We start from the raw sequence: 20,196 nt of genomic DNA, 5'->3' as shown, positions 1-20,196 counted from the left end.
TCATGAGTAATGTGGACAGCTTCGGTTCCAAAGGCGTCTTGAACGTCGCCGGGGCCGAGTATGAAATTTTCCGGCTGAGTGCCGTTGAAGGTGCCGAGAGCCTTCCGTTCAGCCTCAAGGTCCTGCTGGAGAACCTGCTCCGCACCGAAGATGGTGCGAACATCACGGCGGACCACGTCCGAGCCCTGGCCGGTTGGAACCCCGACGCGCAGCCGGACACCGAAATCCAGTTCACCCCCGCCCGCGTGATCATGCAGGACTTCACCGGTGTTCCGTGTGTCGTCGACCTGGCCACCATGCGCGAGGCCGTCAAGGAGCTCGGCGGCGACCCGAAGCGCGTGAACCCGCTGGCCCCGGCCGAACTGGTGATCGACCACTCGGTCCAAATCGATGTCTTCGGCAACGCCGGCGCGCTCGAGCGCAACATGGAGATCGAGTACCAGCGCAACGGTGAGCGCTACCAGTTCTTGCGCTGGGGCCAGACCGCATTCGAAGACTTCAAGGTCGTTCCGCCGGGAACCGGCATCGTGCACCAGGTCAACATCGAATACCTGGCCCGCACCGTGATGACCCGCGAGGTTGACGGCAAGCTGCGCGCCTACCCGGACACCCTGGTCGGCACCGACTCGCACACCACCATGGTCAACGGCCTGGGCGTGCTCGGCTGGGGCGTCGGCGGCATCGAGGCCGAGGCCGCCATGCTCGGCCAGCCCGTCTCGATGCTGATCCCGCGCGTTGTCGGCTTCAAGCTCACCGGCTCCATCCCCGCCGGCGCCACCGCCACCGACGTCGTGCTGACCATCACCGAAATGCTGCGCAAGCACGGCGTGGTGGGCAAGTTCGTGGAGTTCTACGGCGAAGGCGTGGCCGCGGTGCCGCTGGCGAACCGCGCCACCATCGGCAACATGAGCCCGGAGTTCGGCTCGACCGCCGCCATGTTCCCGATCGACGACGTGACGCTCGACTACCTGCGCCTGACCGGCCGCTCCGAGGAGAACATCGCCCTCGTCGAGGCGTACACCAAGGAACAGGGCCTCTGGCACGATCCGTCGCACGAACTGAAGTTCTCCGAATACCTTGAGCTGGACCTCTCCACCGTGGTTCCGTCCATTGCCGGTCCGAAGCGGCCGCAGGACCGCATCGCCCTGACCTCCGCCAAGAACCAGTTCCGCAAGGACCTGCAGAGCTACGTCGGCACCGGCAACGAGGACGCCCTGGACGAGGCACTCGAAGAGTCCTTCCCGGCGTCGGACGTCCCGGCCATGACCTCCACGGTCCGCCACGCTGCCGCCGCGCAGGCCGCCGGTGCGCAGGCCGGCGCTGCGCAGGCCAACGACCGTCCCTCCGGCGGATCGGCCAGCCAGGGCCGCCACGTCGCCCTGCCCAGCGACGGCCGCGCCTCCAAGCGCGTCCACGTCACCATGGAAGATGGGCGCGAGTTCGAACTGGACCACGGTGCGGTTTCCATCGCGTCGATCACCTCCTGCACCAACACCTCCAACCCGTCGGTCATGCTGGCGGCGGCCGTGCTGGCCCGCAACGCGGTGGAGAAGGGCCTGGCGTCCAAGCCGTGGGTCAAGACCTCCATCGCCCCGGGCTCCAAGGTCGTCACCGATTACTACGAAGAGTCCGGCCTGATCCCGTACCTGGAGAAGCTTGGCTTCTTCGTGGTCGGCTATGGCTGCGCCACCTGCATCGGCAACTCCGGACCGCTGGAGCCGGAGATCTCGCAGGCCGTCCAGGACAACGACCTGTCGATCACCTCGGTGCTGTCGGGTAACCGCAACTTCGAAGGCCGCATCAACCCGGACGTCAAGATGAACTACCTGGCGTCCCCGCCGCTGGTCGTCGCCTACGCCCTGGCCGGCACCATGGACTTCGACTTCGAGAAGCAGCCGCTGGGCCAGGACCCGGACGGCAACGACGTGTTCCTGAAGGACATCTGGCCGAACCCGGTCGAGGTCCAGCAGGTGATCGACTCCTCGATCAACAAGGAAATGTTCGCCAAGGGCTACGAGGGCGTGTTCGAGGGCGACGACCGCTGGAAGGCGCTGGAGACCCCCGCAGGCGATACCTTCGCCTGGGATCCGAACTCCACGTACGTGCGGAAGCCACCGTACTTCGAAGGCATGAGCGCCAAGCCGGAGCCGGTGGAGGACATCGGCGGCGCGCGCGTGCTGGCCAAGCTGGGCGACTCGGTCACCACTGACCACATCTCCCCGGCCGGTTCGTTCAAGTCGGACAGCCCCGCCGGCCGTTACCTGCTGGAAAACGGCGTGGAGCGCAAGGACTTCAACTCCTACGGTTCCCGCCGCGGCAACCACGAAGTGATGATCCGCGGCACCTTCGCCAACATCCGGCTGCGGAACCAGCTGCTGGACAACGTGGAGGGCGGCTTCACCCGCGACTTCACCCAGACCGGCGGCCCGCAGGCCTACATCTACGACGCCGCCATGAACTACCAGGCCGCCGGCACCCCGCTGGTGGTGCTGGCCGGCAAGGAGTACGGCTCCGGCTCCTCCCGCGACTGGGCCGCCAAGGGCACCGCCCTGCTGGGCGTCAAGGCCGTCATCGCCGAGAGCTTCGAGCGCATCCACCGTTCGAACCTGATCGGCATGGGCGTGCTGCCGCTGCAGTTCCCGGCCGGCGAGTCCGCTGCGTCGCTGGGGCTGTCCGGTACGGAGACCTTCTCCATCGAGGGCGTGACCGCGCTGAACGAGGGCACCACCCCGAAGACGCTGAAGGTCACCGCCACCGGCGAGGACGGCGGCACCAAGAGCTTCGACGCGGTGGTGCGGATCGACACCCCGGGTGAAGCCGACTACTACCGCAACGGCGGCATCCTGCAGTACGTGCTGCGCCAGATCTCGGCGAACTAGCCTCGGGTCCGGCACACACCGCACAGCGGCCCAACGCAGGGCGGGCGTCCGATGGACGTCCGCCCTGCGGCGTCTGGCCACCGCACCAGCCCGCTTTCCGGCTCAGTCCCTGATCACGCGTTGACCGCGTTGTGTGCACCCTCGCACCGGGGGGACGCAGAGTGGCGGATGGATGGCGGTAGGATTAACCGACGCTTTGTGAAGGAAAGGACCTGCTCTGTGGGATTGCTCGAGACCATCCGCGAGCCGCGCGACCTGCGCCGGATCGACATGGTCCAGTTGCAGGACCTGGCCCGGGAAATCCGCCAGTTCCTGATCACGAACGTCGCACAGACCGGCGGACACCTCGGCCCGAACCTTGGAGTCGTCGAACTGACCCTCGGCATCCACCGCGTGTTCGATTCCCCGCAGGACAGCATCGTCTTTGACACCGGCCACCAGTCCTACGTGCACAAACTGGTCACCGGGCGGCAGGACTTCGGGACGCTGCGGCAGCAGGGCGGGCTGGCCGGCTACCCGGACCGCGGCGAATCGGTGCACGACATCGTCGAAAGCTCGCACGCGTCGTCGTCGTTGTCCTGGGCAGACGGTATCTCCCGTGCCCGGCGGCTGACCGGCGAAGGCGACCGCTACGTCGTCGCGGTCGTGGGCGACGGCGCCCTCACCGGCGGTATGGCCTGGGAAGCCGTGAACAACATCGCCGCGGACCGCGGGCGGCGCGTCGTGATCGTGGTCAACGACAACGGGCGCTCCTACGCCCCGACGATCGGCGGACTGGCCGACCAGCTGGCCGCGCTGCGCCGGACCACCATCGACAAGGTGCGCACCCACCAGGCCTACGAAGGCACCCTGGACTGGTGGAAAAAGAAACTGCAGTCGGGCGGACCGCTGGGCCAGTTCGCCTACCGGAGCCTGCACGCCACCAAGAAGGGCATCAAGGACTGGTGGGCGCCGCAGGGCCTGTTCGAGGACCTCGGCATGAAGTACATCGGGCCGATCGACGGGCACGACCTGGAGGCCGTGGAGGCCGCGCTGACGCAGGCCAAGAACTACCGGGGCCCGGTGATTGTCCACACGATGACCGAAAAGGGCCGCGGCTACGCCCCCGCCCGCGCCCACGAGGCGGACCAGTTCCACGCCGTGGGCGTCATCGACCCCGAGACCGGCGAACCCGTCGAGTCCGGCGGCCGCCAGTCTTGGACCTCGGTCTTCGCCGACGAGATCGCCGAGATCGCCGACGAACGCCAGGACATCGTCGGCATCACCGGAGCCATGCTGATCCCGGTGGGCCTGCAGAAATTCGCCAGCAAGCACCCGGACCGTGTCTTCGACGTCGGCATCGCCGAGCAGCACGCGCTGGCCAGCGCCGCTGGCATGGCCTACGGCGGACTCCACCCGGTGGTGGCCCTCTACGCAACCTTCCTGAACCGAGCCTTCGACCAGCTGTTGATGGACGTCGCCCTGCACAAGGCAGGCGTCACCGTGGTGCTGGACCGTGCCGGGGTCACCGGCCCGGACGGCCCCAGTCACCACGGCATGTGGGACATGTCGCTGCTGCAGATCGTGCCGGGGCTGCACCTGGCCGCCCCGCGCGACGCCACCCGGTTGAAGGAAGAGCTGCGCGAGGCGGTGTCCGTCAACGACGCCCCCACCGTGGTCCGTTTCTCCAAGGGTTCGGTGGGGCCCGAGGTTGAGGCCCTCGAGCGGCTCAAGGACGGCGTTGACGTCCTGGCGCGCCGGCCGTCCGGCTCCACCGAAAACGACGTGCTGATCGTCAGCGTGGGCGCCATGAGCGAACTGGCGCTGGACGTCTCGAACCGCCTCGGCGCGCAAGGGATCAGCTCCACCGTCGTCGACCCGCGCTGGGTGCTGCCGGTGCCCCGCTCAATCATCGGCCTTGCGGCCCGGCACCGGATCGTCGTCGTGATTGAAGACGGCGTCCGCGCCGGCGGAGTCGGATCGCGGATCCGCCAGGAGATGCGTGCCGCCGGCGTGGACACCGCGCTGAACGAGGTCGGCCTCCCCGTCGAGTTCCTGGTCCACGGCACCCGCGCCGAGGTCCTGGAGCGCGTGGGCCTCACGGCGCAGCAGGTGGCCCAGGACACGGTCGCGCAGGTGCTGGGCACCAAGGTCCCGTTCGCGCGCCCGCTGCCCGGACAGGAACTGCCGACCGGCCAGATTCCCAAGATCCAGTGACCGGCCGCATGCCCGCCGAGGCCCAGCCCGGCGACATGGTGGTGTTCCGTAACTGGAAGTACGACGGCGGTGCCCACTGGCTGGTGCCCGGCACCTACCTGGGCGCGGACGGCTTCGGCGACTGGATCTTCCAGCCGGCCGGCTCCCTGGTCGCCCGGCCCGGCATCGCCTTCTTCGCCGCGTCCGACGCCGTGCAGTTACTGCCCCGTGAAGGCGACTACGTGGCGACGTTCTACGACGACAGCTACCCCGGCGACTTCCGCATCTACATCGACCTGACCACCGGCATCCGGGTAGACCCGCTGCTTCCGGCTGGCTGGGAAGTCCAGCTCACGGACATGGACCTGGATGTGGTCCGCACCGCCAGCGGCGGCGTGTACATCGACGACGAGGACGAATTCGCCGAACACCGGGTCAGCATGGGCTATCCGCCGGCGCTGGCCGCACGGATCCACGCCAGCTGCCTGGCGCTCCATGAGCAAGTGGCGGCAGAGGCCGCCCCGTTCGACGGCACGGCCCTGACATGGTTGAACAAAGGACGGACATGAGTTTCCTGCGCGTGTACAAGAAGCATGACGACGGCGGGCTGGTGTTCCGCGAGGCGTGGTTCGACGAAGACTACGGCCAGTTCGTGGTCAACCAGGGTACGGTGGGCCACCAGAGCACCACCCAGGACAGTCGGGACGTCGACCCCGAGGCCGCAGAGTCGCTGATGGACGCGTTCGCGGCCCAGTGCGCCGAGGACGGCTACGCGGAGCTCGCGCCGGGGGAGCAGCACTGGGTGATTGCCCAGTATGCGTTGAAGACGGCGGCCGGCAGCGACCGCGACCGTTACCTCGAGGACAAGGCCAAACGCACCATCACCGAGTACTTTGCCTGGCGCGGGCTCGGAACCGTGGAGAAGACCGAGTTCGTCCCGCACAAGCTCAACATCTATGTCCTGGCGCCGGATGCGGCCAAGGCGGTGGCGGGCCTGAAGGTCTGCCTCCGCGAAGCCAAACTGGACTTCACCAAGCTGAGCATCGGCGTCGCGCCCCACGGGAACCTTGCCGCGGTGAAACAAAAGCATCCGCTGCCGGCCAAGACGGCGTTCAGCCTCTAGGGCCGGCCGGCCGCGGGGGCGGCGCTAGCTGCCCTCCGGCAGCTCCAGGCCCGCGGCGCGTGCCGCCTCTCGGTAGGCGGACGCCAGCGTGGCCACGCTGTGGTGGGCGTTGAGGCCGCTGGGATTCGGCACCACCCACAGTTCGGCCCCGCCGAGCGTCTCCGGCTGACGGCCCAGCTTCGCCTTCGGCCGGTCAAAGCCCACCCGGTAGGCGGTCACCCCGGCGACTGCCACCACCCGGGCCCCCAGGGCTTCGACCCGTTCGGCCAGGAGCCGGGCTCCGGCCCGCAGTTCCTCGGCACCCAGCTCGTCCGCCCTGGCGGTAGCCCGCGGAACGATGTTGGTGATGCCGACACCGCGGGAGATCAGGTGGTTGCGATCGGCCGCTGCCATGCCGTCCCCGGCGCGGATCAGATGGCCGGTAATGCCGGCGGCGGCCAATGCCGGATAGAACCGGTTGCCGGGCCGGGCGAAGTGCGAGCCGGTGGCAGCGGACCAGAGACCGGGATTGATGCCCACGAACAGCAGGCGCAAACCCGGGCCCAGTAGATCGGGGACCAACGCGTCCCGGTAAGCGAGCAGTTCAGCACGGGTAAAGGGCACAAAACCACTCTTTCACACGCCCTGCAGTCCCGCCGCGAACACGGCACGGGCTGCGGAACGACGAAGGCACGGCGCCCCGTGAAGAGGGGCACCGTGCCCGCGCCGCGGCCCGCTCAGGCGGGACCGGCGAATCAGTCGGTGCCGGCGTCGAACGCTGCGCGGTCCAGTGCCTCGTCGGCTGCGCGGTCGGCGGGGTCTAGCTCGGCGGTGTCAGCGATTTCGCTCGCGCCGCCGGCTTCCAGCGCGCCCACGAGCTCGGCGGTCGGACCGCCCACCAGGCCCTGGGCGGCGTACTGCTCCAGGCGGGCGCGGGAGTCGGCGATGTCCAGGTTGCGCATGGTCAGCTGCCCGATGCGGTCCAGCGGCCCGAAGGCAGCGTCGCCCACACGCTCCATGGACAACTTGTCCGGGTGATAGCTCAGCGCAGGCCCGGAGGTGTCCAGGATGGTGTAGTCCTCGCCGCGGCGAAGTCGCAGCGTGACCTCGCCGGTCACCGCGGAGCCAACCCACTTCTGCAGCGATTCGCGCAGCATGAGCGCCTGCGGGTCCAGCCAGCGGCCCTCGTACATCAGGCGGCCCAAGCGGCGGCCCTCGGCGTGGTAGCTGGCCACGGTGTCTTCGTTGTGGATGGCGTTGAGCAGCCGCTCGTAGGCGATGTGCAGCAGGGCCATGCCCGGGGCCTCATAGATGCCGCGCGACTTGGCCTCGATGATGCGGTTCTCGATCTGGTCGGACATGCCCAGCCCGTGGCGGCCGCCGATGGCATTGGCTTCCTGGACCAGGGCGACGGCGTCGGCAAATTCGGTGCCGTTGATCGCGACCGGGCGGCCGGCCTCGAAGCGCACCGACACGTCCTCCGTGGGAATGTCCACGTCGTCGCGCCAGAAGGCCACGCCCATGATCGGCTCGACGGCCTCCAGGCTGGTGCCCAGGTGTTCCAGCGTCTTGGCCTCATGGGTGGCGCCCCAAATGTTGGCGTCGGTGCTGTACGCCTTCTCGGCGGAGTCGCGGTAGGGGAAGTTGTGCGCGGTCAGCCATTCGGACATCTCCTGGCGGCCGCCGAGCTCGGAGACGAAGCGCGGATCGAGCCACGGCTTGTAGATGCGCAGCCGCGGGTGGGCCAGCAGCCCGTAGCGGTAGAAACGCTCGATGTCGTTGCCCTTGTAGGTGGAACCGTCGCCCCAGATGTCCACGCCGTCTTCCCGCATGGCGCGCACCAGCAAGGTGCCGGTCACGGCGCGACCCAGCGGGGTGGTGTTGAAGTAGGAACGGCCGCCGCTGCGGATATGGAAGGCGCCGCAGGCCAGCGCGGCCAGGCCTTCCTCCACGAGTGCGGGCTTGCAGTCGACCAGGCGGGAGATGTCGGCGCCGTACTCGGTGGCGCGGCCGGGCACCGCGTCGATGTCCGGCTCGTCGTACTGGCCGAGGTCGGCCGTGTACGTGCAGGGCACGGCTCCGCCGTCGCGCATCCACGCAACGGCAACGGACGTATCAAGTCCACCGGAGAAGGCGATGCCGACGCGTTCGCCGACGGGAAGGGAAGTCAGAACTTTGGCCATGGTTTCGATCATATGTGCAGCGGCACCCAAAGACAGAAGCGGCAACGCCGCGGCCGCCTACGTGACGTGCGGGAACTCACTCCCGGCTCCGGTGCCCCGGCCGGAGCCGGGATAGGATGCGAGGCGAACGGCAAATCCCCCAGTGACAAGGATGTAGCGATGGAATACCGGCGTCTCGGCAAATCCGGCCTCACCGTCTCGACGGTGGGGCTCGGCTGCAACAACCTGGGCCGGTCCAATACCCCGACGGAAACGCAGGAAGGAACGGACGCGGTGGTCAACGCCGCGCTGGACGCCGGGGTGACTTTTTTCGACGTGGCCGACACCTACGGGAAGACTCCGGGGCTGAGTGAGGAGTTCCTGGGCAAGGCACTCGGAACGCGGCGCGATGACGTCGTGGTTGCCACGAAGTTTGGCATGGACATGCGCGGCGCGATCGGCGAAGACTTCGGTGCCCGCGGCTCGCGGCGCTACATCGTCAAGGCCGCCGAAGCGTCGTTGCGGCGGCTGGGCACCGACTGGATTGACCTCTACCAGTTCCACACGCCCGACCCGCTGACTCCGGTCGAGGAGACCCTGTCCGCCCTGGACGACCTGGTCCGCGCCGGCAAGGTCCGCTACATCGGCCACTCCAACCGAGCCGGCTGGCAGATCGCCGAGGCGGAATTCACGGCGCGGATGGGCGGCTACACCCCGTTCGTTTCCAGCCAGAACCATTACAACCTGCTGGACCGCCGGGCCGAGCTGGAAGTCACTCCTGCTGCCGAGGCCTACGGGCTGGGCCTGCTGCCGTACTTCCCGCTGGCCAACGGCCTGCTCACCGGCAAGTACAAGGACGGCAAGGCACCGGAAGGCAGCCGGCTGACCCACTCGCGCACCAACATGCTCAAGGACGCGGACTGGGAGCAGCTGGGCGCCTTCTCCCGCTTCGCCGCGGACCGCGGACTCAAGGAAATCGAGGTGGCGTTCTCCTGGCTTGCCACGCGTCCCGCGGTCGCATCGGTCATCGCCGGAGCCACGAAGCCGGAACAGGTTCGGCAGAACGCCCAATCCGCCGGCTGGCAGCCAACGCGCGAGGACTTGGCCGAGCTGGAAGGCATCTTCCCCGCGGTCCCGCAAGTAGCCCTGTTCTGACATCTTCGACGAAGCCGCGGGAGGAGCCAATGGAACGCTGGGAAGACTTCTACCTTGAGGGCGCCAAGCAAGGCTGCCTCTACCGACGGTGGGCGGATCACGTCCTCACCACGCGGATCGCCTTCGGAAGCGGCCCGGACGGGTACCGCGCGGAATCCGTCATCCGGTTCGAGCCCGGGACACGGCGGTGGGAATCCTCCTCCTTCCGGCAGGGGCAGGGCAGCACCGAGGCATCGGCCCGCCGCGAGGATTTCGGGCTGCCCGGGACGAGCCTGCCCAGCTACGCGGAGTACCTCCTGTTGGCGGACATGCTCGGATCCGGCGCCCACGCCGTGGAGTTTTTCCGGTTGGACGACGCAGCCCCGGCCGAACCCGACGGCGGGGCATGGACGAAGGTGTCGCTGGCCGGCACCGAGACGGTCGTGTTGCCGGATGGCCGCCGGCCCTCGTGCGACCGCTACGAAGTTGTCCAGACCGGGCGACCGGCGGCCCCCGACGGCGGCTTTCCCACACCGCAGGACTATGGGCCGGACGCCGGGGCGCAGCTGGTCGGCGTTCATTGGGCAGCCGGCGGCCGTGTGGTTAAGAGCGACTGGCGCGGAGCCGAGTCCTTCCAGGCACCGGATCGGGCGACGGCAACAGCTGGCCTCGACGGGCCGTTGATTGACTTCCTGGACGCGGGATACGGTGCCGCGGGGCGGCCCTAGGCCCACCGATCGCGGGGAGCGGGAAGCCGGCCGCGGCGCCCGTTTTCCGTAGCGGTCAGGACTATCGTCAGACGGTGACAGTGATCCATTCGCCGTCGATGGCGGCCGCGAAACGCGGCAGCGGAGCCTGTGCCGGACCGCCGGTTACCGTGCCGTCGGCGAGCGCGAACGTCGAGTTATGGCAAGGGCACACGAATTCGGCCTTCGCCGGAGTCACGCCGCATCCTTGGTGCGTGCACACGGCGCTGTAGGCCAGGACGGTTGACTCATCGGGGCGGTGGATGAGGATCTGCTGCCCGTCTGCTTCACCGCTGGCGCTGCCGCCTACCGGCACATCGCTGAGCTTGCCGACTCGAACCGGCGTGCCATCGCTGGCAACCGGGGAGGGAGTGGCGCCTTGTGCCCCTGTGTAGTCCTGGAGCGGGGAGCATGCGGTCAGCGCGCCCACCGCACCGACGGCGGTAGTAGCGGTCAGAATGGCGCGGCGCGAAGGCAGGGACGAACTCATGTCCGCTATTCTCCCGGACGTTACCGGTTAATTTCCAAACGGACTGATGATGGGGCGCAGGGCGCAGGTTGCGTCGATCAGGCCACCACGGTGATCCACTCGCCGTCAATGGCGGCGGCAAAGCGCTGCAGCGGTGCCGAGGCCGGTCCGTTGAGCACCTTGCCGTCTGCAGCGCTGAAGACTGAGCCGTGGCACGGACATCGGAACTCCGCGTCCGCCGGCGCCACGGTGCATCCCTGGTGCGTGCAGATTGCACTGTAGGCCAGGACGGTCGTTTCATCGGGGCGGTGGATGAGGACTTCCTGCCCGCCGGCTTCACCACCGGCACTGCCGCCGACCGGAACGTCGGCGAGCTTGAGGACCTGGACGGCCGCGCCGCCGGACGTAGCAGGGCCGGGTTTTCCGCCGGTCTGGCCGCCACCGCTCCCCGCCGGCGCACAGGCAGCCAGTACACACGCCGAGCAGGCTGTTGCCGAGGCTGCCAGGACTGAGCGTCGCGCGGGACCGGCATTGGGATTCATGCGCTGACCTTCCCCGTTGGGCAGTAAGCGTGTTCGTAAAAGATAGACGCCCGGGTCTCTGCGTTGGTTCAGTCGCCCGGCATCGACCGAATCCGCAAACGCTGAATACACTTTGATGGTGACCCTTGTGCACCCCCGGACCACCGCAGCCGCGGCGGAGCGAAGGGCGGTCCTGTCACGGCGGATTCGCCTGCTCGTCACGGCGACCATCGCGTACAACGTCCTGGAAGCCGTGGTGGCGCTTGCCGCCGGTTCAGCCGCCTCGTCCAGCGCCTTGATCGGTTTCGGCCTGGATTCCGTCATCGAGGTGTCCTCCGCCGCTGCCTTGGCATGGCAGTTCGCCGGTCCCGACCCCGGGAAGCGTGAGAAGAAAGCGCTGCGGTTTATCGCCTTCTCCTTCTTCGCCCTGGCCGCCTTCGTCATCACCGATGCGCTCCGTTCGCTCCTAAGCGGACGCGAAGCGGACCCCTCCACGGCAGGCATCGTGCTGGCGGCCGCCAGCTTGGTCGTCATGCCGTGGTTGTCCTGGGCGCAGCGGCGCGCCGGCCGCGAGCTGGGATCGTGTTCCGCCGTGGCCGACTCGAAGCAGACCCTGCTCTGCACCTATCTGTCCGGGGCTCTGCTCGCGGGCCTGCTCCTGAACAGCACCCTGGGCTGGTCTTGGGCCGATCCGCTCGCCGCGCTCGTGATCGCCGCGGTGGCGATCAACGAAGGCCGCGAAGCGTGGCGCGGGGACAGTTGCTGCGCGCCGGGCCTGCATTCCCGGGCGTCCGGGTAACCATGCCGGTTCCTCCGACGCCACGCACCGCCGTCGTCCCGGAGGACCGGTACGACGGCGGTGCCCGGGTTGGGTGCTGCGGTTACCGCTCCGGGTGGAACTTTCGGCCGTTGACCCGTTCGGAGGCGCCCACCCGGTCCAGGTAGGGGGTGATGCCGCCCAGATGCAGCGGCCAGCCCGCACCCATGACCATGCACAGGTCGATGTCTTCGGGTGCGGCCACCACGCCTTCTTCCAGCATGAGCCCGATCTCCTCGGCCAGTGCGTCCTGGGTGCGCCGCAGCAGTTGCTCGGAGCTGCTGGGGGAGTCGCCGAACTCCAGCAGCGCCAGTGTTGACTCGGGAATCACCTGCCGGCCGTCGTCGTCGGTGATCCAGAGGGCCGTGATGCCGTTGTCGATGAGCCGCTGCTGGTTGGCGGAGACCCGGAAGCGGTCGCCGAAGGCCGCATTCAGCGACTCGGTGACGTGCTGGGCCACCGGGATGCCGACCATGGCCAGCAGGGTGAACGGGGTCATCGGCAGGCCCATGGGCCTGAGCGCGTTGTCGGCAATGTCGGCGGGCGTGCCTTCATCGAAGGCGTTTGCCGCCTCCCCCATCAGCCGCAGCAGCACCCGGTTCACCACAAACGCGGCAGCGTCCTGGACCAGTACCGTGGTCTTCTTGAGTGCCTTGCCCAAAACGAAGGCGGTGGAGAGCACTTCGTCGCTGGTCTTCGGCGCCCGGACGATTTCCAGCAGGGGCATGACGGCCACCGGGTTGAAGAAGTGAAAGCCGACCACACGTTCCGGATGCAGCAGGTCCGCCGCCATCTCCGTGACGGACAGGGATGAGGTGTTGGTTGCGAGGATGCAGTCCTCGGAGACCACTGCCTCGACCTCGGCGAAGACCTGCTTCTTGACGGACAGTTCTTCGAACACCGCCTCGATCACGAAGTCGGCATCCGCGAACGCTTCCTTGGAGACCGAGCCGGTGACCAGGGCCTTGGTGCGGTTGGCCGCGTCGGCCGAGAGCCGCTTCTTGGCCAGCAGCTTGTCCACTTCGGCGTGGACGTACCCCACGCCCTTGTCCACCCGGGCCTGGTCGATGTCAGTCATGACCACCGGAACCTTCAGCTGGCGGGCGAACAGCAACGCCAGTTGGCTGGCCATCAGGCCGGCGCCGACCACGCCCACCTTGGTGACGGGCCGGGCGAGCTTCGGGTCCGGTGCGCCGGCCGGCCGCTTGGAACGCTTTTGCACCAGCTCCAGGAAGGCGTAGACCGTGTCGCGGAAATGCGGGGTCTGCATCAATTCGGCCAGCGCTTCGACTTCAAGGTCGGCTGATTCCTGCTGGCTCTTGCCCCGGCCGGCGTCCAGGACATCCAGCACCTTGGCCGGTGCCGGCGCGGCGTTGGACGTCTTGGCCTCCACAAACTTCCGTCCGGCCGCGATGGCCTCGTCCCAGTCCGCCTCCGAGGCCGCCGAGGTTCCAGCGCGGCGGTCCGCGACCAGCCGGCGGGCGCCGTCGTCGGTGAGGATCCGCGTCGCCCAGTCCAGCGACTGCTCCAGGAAATCGGCCGGTTCGAACAGGACGTCGGCGATGCCCAGCCGGTAGGCGGCCCCGCCGTCGAGCGCCTTGTTGTTGCTCAACGGATTCTCGACCATGACCTTGACGGCGTTGGCCGGGCCGATCAGCCGCGGCAGCCGGTAGACCCCGCCCCAGCCGGGGATCAGGCCCAAGAAGGCTTCCGGCAGGGAGATGGCGCTGGCGCCGGTGGAGATGGTGCGGTAGTCGGCGGCGAGCGCGATCTCCAACCCGCCGCCCATCGCCGCTCCGTTGATGAAGGCGAACGTGGGGACACCCATGGAGGCGAGCGTGGCGTAGGCATCGTGGCCCAGCCGGGCCATGGCCCGTCCGTCCTCGGGGTCGGTGAGCCTGCCCACGGCGCCCAAGTCGGCCCCGGCCACCAGGTAGTAGGGCTTGCCGGTGATGGCGACGGCGGAGATCTCGCCCGCCGCGGCCCGTGCCTTGAGCCCCTCGAGTGCCGCGCCCAGTTCCACCAGGGTATTGGGGCCGAGGGTGGTCGGCTTGCGGTGGTCCAGGTCATTGTTCAGGGTCAGCAGCGCCAGGGTGCCGGCACCGGGCAGCTCCACATCCTGCACGTAGGAATGGGTAACGGTCTCGTCCGGAAACTTCGCGGCCAGGGCCGTGTACTGGGCGGCGCTCATGCGTGGTCCTCTCGTGCCGGTGCTGATGCGGGGTCGGCGGTTCCAACAGTTTCGGCGGCCGTATCGACGGTGCGGCCCGAGTAATCCGCATGGTGCGGGTTCTCCCAGACCACCGTTCCCCCCATCCCCAGGCCAATGCACATCGTGGTCAGTCCGTAGCGCACCGACGGGTCTTCTTCGAACTGGCGGGCCAGCTGGGTCATGAGGCGCACGCCGGAGGCGGCCAGGGGATGGCCGACGGCGATGGCCCCGCCGTAGCGGTTGACGCGGGGATCGTCGTCGGCCATCCCGTAGTGATCCAGGAAGGACAGCACTTGTACGGCGAATGCCTCGTTGATCTCGAACAAGCCGATGTCTGCGATGTCCAGGCCTGCCATCTTCAGGGCCTTCTCGGTGGACGGGACGGGGCCGATGCCCATGACTTCGGGCTCGACGCCGGCGAAGGCGTAGGAGACGAGGCGCATCTTCACCGGCAGGCCGAGCTCCGCGGCGGCCTCCGCAGAGGCCAGCAGGGAGACCGTTGCGCCGTCGTTGAGGCCGGCGGCGTTGCCGGCGGTGACCCGGCCGTGCGGGCGGAACGGGGTCCGCAGCCCGGCTAGGTCTTCCATGGTGGTGTCCGGCCGCGGGGGTTCGTCGGCGCTGTGCAGCGACCAGCCTTCGCCGGGCTTGCGGCCGGCCACCGGCACCAGGTCGGGCTGGATGCTGCCGTTCCGGTAGGCCGCGGCGAGCTTGGCCTGGCTGGCCGCGGCGTATGCATCGGACCGTTCCCTCGTGATCGCGGGAAAGCGGTCATGCAGGTTTTCGGCGGTGTTGCCCATGTTCAGCGCAGCGGGATCCACCAGGCGCTCGCTGGCGAACCGCGGATTCGGATCCGCCCCCTGGCCCATTGGATGGTTGCCCATGTGTTCCACCCCGCCGGCCACCACCACGTCGTACGCGCCGAAGGCGATGCCCCCGGCCGTCGTCGTCACGGCGGTCATGGCGCCGGCGCACATCCGGTCAATGGCAAAGCCGGGGACCGAGCGGGGCAGCCCGGCAAGAAGCGCGGCGGTTCGGCCGATGGTCAGGCCCTGGTCGCCGGTCTGCGTGGTGGCGGCGATGGCCACGTCGTCGATGCGTTCGGGCGGCAGCGACGGATTGCGGCGCAAGAGTTCCCGAATGCACTTGACCACCAGGTCGTCGGCCCGGGCGCCGGCGTGGATCCCCTTCTCACCCGCCTTGCCGAACGGGGTGCGCACGCCGTCGACGAAGACGACATCGCTCAGGGCGCGGGGCGGGGACGTGGGGCTCACCTGATACCTCCATGAGATGCGGGACACAGTGCTAGGCAAGATGTTACCCGCCGGTAACTTAGCCAGCAAGCGCGGCCCGGTGGTCCGGTGGAACGGATGCTGCGGGTACGGTGCAGCGGCTAGGCTGTCGGCAGGCAACCGGGCGAGGAGGCATGGAAGCAGAACAGCGGTACCGGCCGGCGGTGGGCTATCCCGGTGCGTTCCTGGTGCTGGCGGCGTCAGTGCTGTGGGGGACTACCGGAACGGCTGCCACCTTCGCGCCCGACGTCGGTCCGCTTGCCATCGGCGCGGTGGCCATGGGGGTGGGCGGGCTGTTTCAAGCGCTGATTGCGCTGCGGCCGCTCGGTCGCGCCCGGCGGCGACTGCGGGCGCAGTGGAAGCTGGTGCTTCCGGGGGCGGTCGCCGTCGCCGTGTATCCGTTGGCGTTTTACAGTTCCATGCATTTGGCTGGGGTTGCCGTCGGCACGGTGGTGAGCATCGGCTCCGCCCCCTTGGCGTCCGCGCTCATCGAACGGGCTGCCGACCGTCACATCCTGGGCGCCCGCTGGGCCGGCGCCGCCGTGCTGGGGCTCTCCGGAACCGCCTTGCTGTGTTTCGCGGCCGCCGGAGGCGGCGGCAACGGTGCCGCGGACGGCGGCATGGCCCGGGATGCGGGCGGGACGCTCGCCGGTATTGCCTTGGGCTTGTTGGCGGGACTGACCTACGCCCTCTACTCCTGGGCGGCGCATCGGATCATTGGCGGCGGTGTTCCCGCACGTGCCGCCATGGGCGCCATGTTCGGCCTGGGCGGACTGTTGCTGATGCCGGTGCTGCTGGCCACGGGCGCTCCGTTGCTGGCTTCGTGGGGCAATGCGGCCGTGGGGGCCTACATGGCGCTGGTCCCGATGTTCGCCGGCTACGTGTTGTTCGGCCTCGGCCTCGCGCGGGTCCGCGCCAGCACCGCCACGACGCTTTCGCTGGCGGAGCCGGTGGTGGCCGCGGTGCTGGCCGTGCTGGTGGTGGGCGAGCGGCTGTCGCCGGCAGGCTGGTTGGGCGTCGCCCTGGTCGTCGCCGGCCTCGCCGTCCTGACTGTACCCGGCCGCCGCCGGCGAGCGTTCGCGGGCGGCGGCCCGACGCCACCGGCGGGGAGTCTGCCGGGAACGGAAGACTCAGCTCCCGTGTCGGCGCGGCGGAGGCGGTCAGGCGGGGGAATGCCGTTCACGCCGGCGCCGCCGGATGGAGCCGGACACCGCCCCCGCTGACGTTTCGGCGGGCCCGGCAATGGTTCCAGTGGAAGTCCGCCGGCGCGCGGAGGTGCCCGCAGCGCCGTCGTCGGTCGCGCCCTCGGACCGCTCCGGGTTCTCCTTGAGTGCCAGCGGCTCCGGGTTGGCGTAGGCCTCGGCGAGCAGCCCGGCGGTCAGTTTGCGCTGCCAAGGCCGCGCGCCGAGCTCTGCCAAGGCGGCGTCCACAGACTGTTCGGTGACGGGCTCCGGCGGACGCCATGCGGTGCGGCGCAGGTAGTCGGGGGTCAGCAGGTTCTCCACCGGCATGTCCAACTGCTCGGCGAGCGATGCCAGCCGGGGCCGGGCGGTCTGCAGCCGGGCCGCGGCGGCCGGATCCTTGTCGGCCCAGGAGCGCGGCGGCGGGGGAGCGTTGGTGGGCAGGTGCAGGGGAGGCAGCTCGGTCTCGCCCCGGGCCGTGGCGACGCAACGCAGCCAGCGCGGTGCTTCGCGCTGTGCCGCCCGCCCATGGAACCCGTGCGTCTCCAGCAGCTGCGGGACGGTGGCGGGCATGGCCTTGGCCGCGGCGACGATGGCCGAGTCGGGGATCAGCCGGCCCGGTGCAACATCGCGCTTGGCAGCCAAGGCTTCGCGTTCGTTCCAGAGTTCGCGCACGGCGGCCAGCTGCCGGCGGTCGCGGATCTGGTGCAGTCCGGAGGTGCGGCGCCAGGGGTCGACGCGCGGCGGCGACGGCGGGGCCGCGCGCACGGCCTCGAATTCCTCCAGCGCGTACTCCAGCTTGCTGGCGTCGCGCAGCTTCTCGATCAGGGCCTCGCGGAGCTCGATGAGCACCTCGACGTCCAGCGCGGCATAGCGCAGCCACGGCTCGGGCAGCGGGCGCGTGGACCAGTCCGCCGCGGAGTGCTCCTTGGCGAGCGTGAAGCCGAGCAGGGATTCGATCACGGCTGCCAGGCCCACCCGGGGCAGGCCGGCCAGCCGGGCTGCGAGTTCGGTGTCGAACAGTTTGTCCGGCCACATGCCCAGCTCGGACAGGCAGGGCAAATCCTGGCTGGCGGCGTGCAGGATCCACTCGACGCCGCGCACGGAGTCATTGAGCAGCTTCAGGTCCTCAAACGGCTCGGGGTCGATCAGCCAGGTGCCGGCCCCCTCGCGCCGCAGCTGGACCAGGAAGGCCCTCTGCCCGTAGCGGAAGCCCGAGGCCCGCTCGGCATCGATGGCGACCGGGCCGGTGCCGGCCGCCAGCGCAGCGGCGGCCCGCTGCAGGCCCGATTCGCTGGCGATGACCAGCGGAACGCCGTCGCGGGGCGCGTCGAGGTGGATCAGCTGGGGGGTCTGCTCCCGGGGTTCTGCGGCGTCAGTGGAGGTGCTCTGGTCAGGGCTGTTGTGCCCGGACGTGTCCGAAGTCAAGGAGCTCATGATCCGTTCAGTTTAGGCCAGCAGTATGCGCCCGGCCGAATGGCAGGACGCGCCGTGCCGTAATCGGAGGCGATGAAGCGCCGCACGCCGGCTTTCACGCGGCCCGCAGGCATTTCTGGTGCATCCGCAGCTCCCGGGTGACACCAAGGGTGCTGACCCACCCAACAGTGAGAACGGCCGTTTAGCCGTCGCAGTCGGTGCAGTAGGCGTGGCTGCCCTTCTGTCGGGCAATCTGGGACCGGTGGCGGACCATAAAGCACGAGTGGCACGTGAATTCGTCTTCGGCCTGGGGGATGACCTGAACGGTCAGCTCCTCGGCGATGAACTCGCCCCCGGGAACACCGGCTCCGTCCAGGCCGTCGGCCTCATCCAGCTCCATGACGACGCTGCGGGCATGCGGTGCGTTTGCGGACTTTAGTGCCTGCAGAGAGTTCTGCTGGGATTCCTTGACGTCGGACCGAACCTCGTCGTAATCGGTTGCCACTTGGCTTGTTCTCTTTTCTCGAAGGTTGACTGACTCCGGTGAAACGTATGGCACTCGGCGGCTATTCCACTTTCGAAGGGAAGCATGATCCGGTTTGGATGGTAGGCGGCGCGGTGAATCTGTCACATAGATGGGGATAGATGGGGACTGGAGGGCGAAGAGCACAGGACGCTCTGAGCTACTGCCACCGTTTAGGAAGTTATTGCTTCGCAACGTCTGCTCCTCGTGTCTATATACTTCCGCGCTTAGGGCGGGACAAACGTGCGAGTGCTGGGCGGTTCTGCGCGGATTTATACGGGTGCAACCAAACCATGGGAACACTACGCAGTAGACTGCTGATCAAACAACGATTCTTGCCACACCACTCGAGGTGTTTGAACCCTTACGGAGTCAACCTGGTGATTTAGGGCGAAGCCGCCGTCGTGGCTGAAGAAGTAGTCGCATCGCAGTCGAACCGCGGCGGCCAAGTGACGGCGTCCGCGGACTGCAGCTTCTTCGATCGCATCGGGGAACAGACCGTTATGACTGTCCGCGGCCTTCGGGTTGATTCTGTCCCGCCGCAAAGCAGGCTGCTGGAGTCGCACCGGAAACCCGTACGTTTCCGTGAGCGCCAGGTACGGGCGGGCGTGGCCGCCGCAGCATCGGGGTTCCCCCCACCTTCCACGACATCGCAGGTCCGGCGTGGAGCTGCGTTGTCGATGTGTAGCCTTGGCCCATGACAGAGCACCCTGCGTCTGTGGAGCGCAGACAACTCAAGCTGATATTTGTTGCCCTGCCTGCCTCGTCCCTCCTCGCGACCACGATCTACGTCCTTCTTCTCGTGCCTCCCTCGAGCCCGGTTTCGGTTCTCTACATCTACGCCTTGGCGCTGGCATCGGCTGTTGCCTGGACGGCCATTACATGGTGGCCGACCTGGAAGTGGTTCCATCGCAACGGCTTCGCGGAACTGGTCCGAGTCCCGTTCATGGCTGCGGCCGGCGCGCTCCTGTGCCTGCCGTGGGCTCTCATCAGCGGCAGTAGCTGGCTTGCTTTCTTCGCAGGACTCCTTGGCGCCTTGACCGGTGTATTGGGAAGTCTGGCAGCGGTGGCATTCGAATTCTTCAAACGTCTGAACAACTCTCCCACCGGCAGCCCCTAAATATGCAAAGGGCATTCCGGCCTGACGGAATACCCAGTGCAAAAGACCTGGTGCCTATCTAGCCCGCACGAGCCGGCCTAAAGTTCCCTCCCTTAACAGCCCTGGATCCCAGTAACCATGGGGAAGTTGGCTCAAGAAGACCTTCCAAACCGTCCGCGGGAAAAGTCGCTATGACTACCGGTCCCGCCACCGCCGGCCCGAAGGGTACACCCCCCGCCCCTGTCGCCACGGATACCCGTACGCTTACGTGTGCGCCATGTACGGGCGGGCGCGGGTGCCGCGATACGGGGGCTACCCCCTGTCGGGATGCAAGGATGGGCCCATGCATCCGGAAGCGCTGCCCACGTTCTTCATTGACGTCGGTGAACGCTACCTTGGCACGGGACCGGCTTAGGTGAACGTGGAAGAAGTGAATGCGGTACCGGCCGTTTCCGGTGGGCGGGGGTGCCG

17 protein-coding genes are annotated in these 20,196 nt (G+C 68.3%); 9 read left to right on the top strand and 8 right to left on the bottom strand.

Features of this window, described 5'->3' with window-relative positions; all coding sequences use genetic code 11:
* The first annotated feature begins 2 nt into the window (after positions 1 to 2).
* The 4 genes from AC5RVD_RS14750 to AC5RVD_RS14735 all read left to right on the top strand — a co-directional run bounded on the left by AC5RVD_RS14750 (position 3) and on the right by AC5RVD_RS14735 (position 6,177).
* On the top strand, positions 3 to 2,879 hold the full coding sequence (locus AC5RVD_RS14750; RefSeq protein ID WP_494127334.1) for an aconitate hydratase: 2,877 nt from the start codon (positions 3 to 5) through the stop codon (positions 2,877 to 2,879).
* 219 nt (positions 2,880 to 3,098) lie between these two features.
* Entirely contained in the window at positions 3,099 to 5,075 is a 1,977-nt protein-coding gene (gene dxs, locus AC5RVD_RS14745) for a 1-deoxy-D-xylulose-5-phosphate synthase (protein ID WP_494127333.1), read from the top strand.
* Entirely contained in the window at positions 5,072 to 5,623 is a 552-nt protein-coding gene (locus tag AC5RVD_RS14740; RefSeq protein WP_494127332.1) for a DUF402 domain-containing protein, read from the top strand. The genes dxs and AC5RVD_RS14740 overlap by 4 nt, the downstream gene beginning before the upstream one ends.
* Positions 5,620 to 6,177, top strand: a complete 558-nt coding sequence (locus AC5RVD_RS14735) for a hypothetical protein (protein WP_494127331.1) — start codon at positions 5,620 to 5,622, stop codon at positions 6,175 to 6,177. The genes AC5RVD_RS14740 and AC5RVD_RS14735 overlap by 4 nt, the downstream gene beginning before the upstream one ends.
* A 24-nt stretch (positions 6,178 to 6,201) precedes the next feature.
* On the opposite strand, the gene AC5RVD_RS14730 is transcribed toward AC5RVD_RS14735, so the two are convergent.
* Positions 6,202 to 6,780, bottom strand: a complete 579-nt coding sequence (locus tag AC5RVD_RS14730; RefSeq protein WP_494127330.1) for a mismatch-specific DNA-glycosylase — start codon at positions 6,778 to 6,780, stop codon at positions 6,202 to 6,204.
* A gap of 131 nt (positions 6,781 to 6,911) precedes the next feature.
* Positions 6,912 to 8,339 (bottom strand): argininosuccinate synthase, encoded by a 1,428-nt coding sequence (gene argG, locus AC5RVD_RS14725; RefSeq protein ID WP_494108732.1) that lies wholly within the window; start codon positions 8,337 to 8,339, stop codon positions 6,912 to 6,914.
* Positions 8,340 to 8,498: 159 nt separating this feature from the next.
* On the opposite strand from argG, the gene AC5RVD_RS14720 reads away from it, so the two are divergent.
* Positions 8,499 to 9,473, top strand: coding sequence for an aldo/keto reductase (locus AC5RVD_RS14720; protein WP_494127329.1), 975 nt, complete (start codon positions 8,499 to 8,501; stop codon positions 9,471 to 9,473).
* A gap of 29 nt (positions 9,474 to 9,502) precedes the next feature.
* On the top strand, positions 9,503 to 10,180 hold the full coding sequence (locus AC5RVD_RS14715) for a hypothetical protein (protein ID WP_494127328.1): 678 nt from the start codon (positions 9,503 to 9,505) through the stop codon (positions 10,178 to 10,180).
* A 67-nt stretch (positions 10,181 to 10,247) separates the two neighbouring features.
* Here the strand turns inward: AC5RVD_RS14715 and AC5RVD_RS14710 are convergent, their stop codons facing one another.
* Positions 10,248 to 10,688 (bottom strand): Rieske (2Fe-2S) protein, encoded by a 441-nt coding sequence (locus AC5RVD_RS14710; RefSeq protein ID WP_494127327.1) that lies wholly within the window; start codon positions 10,686 to 10,688, stop codon positions 10,248 to 10,250.
* 77 nt (positions 10,689 to 10,765) lie between these two features.
* The gene (locus tag AC5RVD_RS14705) at positions 10,766 to 11,209 is read right to left on the bottom strand and encodes a Rieske (2Fe-2S) protein (protein ID WP_494127326.1); all 444 of its coding nucleotides are present in this window, start codon (positions 11,207 to 11,209) and stop codon (positions 10,766 to 10,768) included.
* A 115-nt stretch (positions 11,210 to 11,324) separates the two neighbouring features.
* Here AC5RVD_RS14705 and AC5RVD_RS14700 point away from each other — a divergent pair, with 115 nt between their 5' ends.
* Positions 11,325 to 11,987, top strand: a complete 663-nt coding sequence (locus AC5RVD_RS14700; protein ID WP_494127325.1) for a cation efflux transmembrane domain-containing protein — start codon at positions 11,325 to 11,327, stop codon at positions 11,985 to 11,987.
* 82 nt (positions 11,988 to 12,069) lie between these two features.
* Here AC5RVD_RS14700 and AC5RVD_RS14695 read toward each other — a convergent pair whose 3' ends face one another.
* Together AC5RVD_RS14695 and AC5RVD_RS14690 are read right to left on the bottom strand one after the other, a co-directional pair.
* Positions 12,070 to 14,196: a 3-hydroxyacyl-CoA dehydrogenase NAD-binding domain-containing protein gene (locus AC5RVD_RS14695; protein WP_494127324.1), complete on the bottom strand. Its 2,127-nt coding sequence runs from the start codon at positions 14,194 to 14,196 to the stop codon at positions 12,070 to 12,072.
* Complete coding sequence (locus tag AC5RVD_RS14690) at positions 14,193 to 15,488, bottom strand: thiolase family protein (RefSeq protein ID WP_494112581.1); 1,296 nt, start codon at positions 15,486 to 15,488, stop codon at positions 14,193 to 14,195. Before AC5RVD_RS14690 ends, AC5RVD_RS14695 begins: the two co-directional genes overlap by 4 nt.
* Positions 15,489 to 15,640: 152 nt before the next feature.
* On the opposite strand from AC5RVD_RS14690, the gene AC5RVD_RS14685 reads away from it, so the two are divergent.
* The gene (locus AC5RVD_RS14685) at positions 15,641 to 16,729 is read left to right on the top strand and encodes a DMT family transporter (protein WP_494127323.1); all 1,089 of its coding nucleotides are present in this window, start codon (positions 15,641 to 15,643) and stop codon (positions 16,727 to 16,729) included.
* On the opposite strand, the gene AC5RVD_RS14680 is transcribed toward AC5RVD_RS14685, so the two are convergent.
* Both AC5RVD_RS14680 and AC5RVD_RS14675 read right to left on the bottom strand, forming a co-directional pair.
* Positions 16,667 to 18,124, bottom strand: a complete 1,458-nt coding sequence (locus AC5RVD_RS14680) for an HRDC domain-containing protein (RefSeq protein ID WP_494127322.1) — start codon at positions 18,122 to 18,124, stop codon at positions 16,667 to 16,669. The two genes, AC5RVD_RS14685 and AC5RVD_RS14680, sit on opposite strands and share 63 nt — an antisense overlap.
* Before the next feature lie 181 nt (positions 18,125 to 18,305).
* The gene (locus tag AC5RVD_RS14675) at positions 18,306 to 18,608 is read right to left on the bottom strand and encodes a DUF4193 domain-containing protein (protein WP_494127321.1); all 303 of its coding nucleotides are present in this window, start codon (positions 18,606 to 18,608) and stop codon (positions 18,306 to 18,308) included.
* A 715-nt stretch (positions 18,609 to 19,323) separates the two neighbouring features.
* On the opposite strand from AC5RVD_RS14675, the gene AC5RVD_RS14670 reads away from it, so the two are divergent.
* Complete coding sequence (locus tag AC5RVD_RS14670; protein ID WP_494127320.1) at positions 19,324 to 19,746, top strand: hypothetical protein; 423 nt, start codon at positions 19,324 to 19,326, stop codon at positions 19,744 to 19,746.
* Positions 19,747 to 20,196: the final 450 nt, after the last annotated feature.

It is taken from the genome of Arthrobacter sp. THG-b23 (assembly GCF_059091265.1).
Note: the sequence above shows the minus strand (reverse complement) of the source record. Positions and strands in the feature narration are given on the sequence as shown.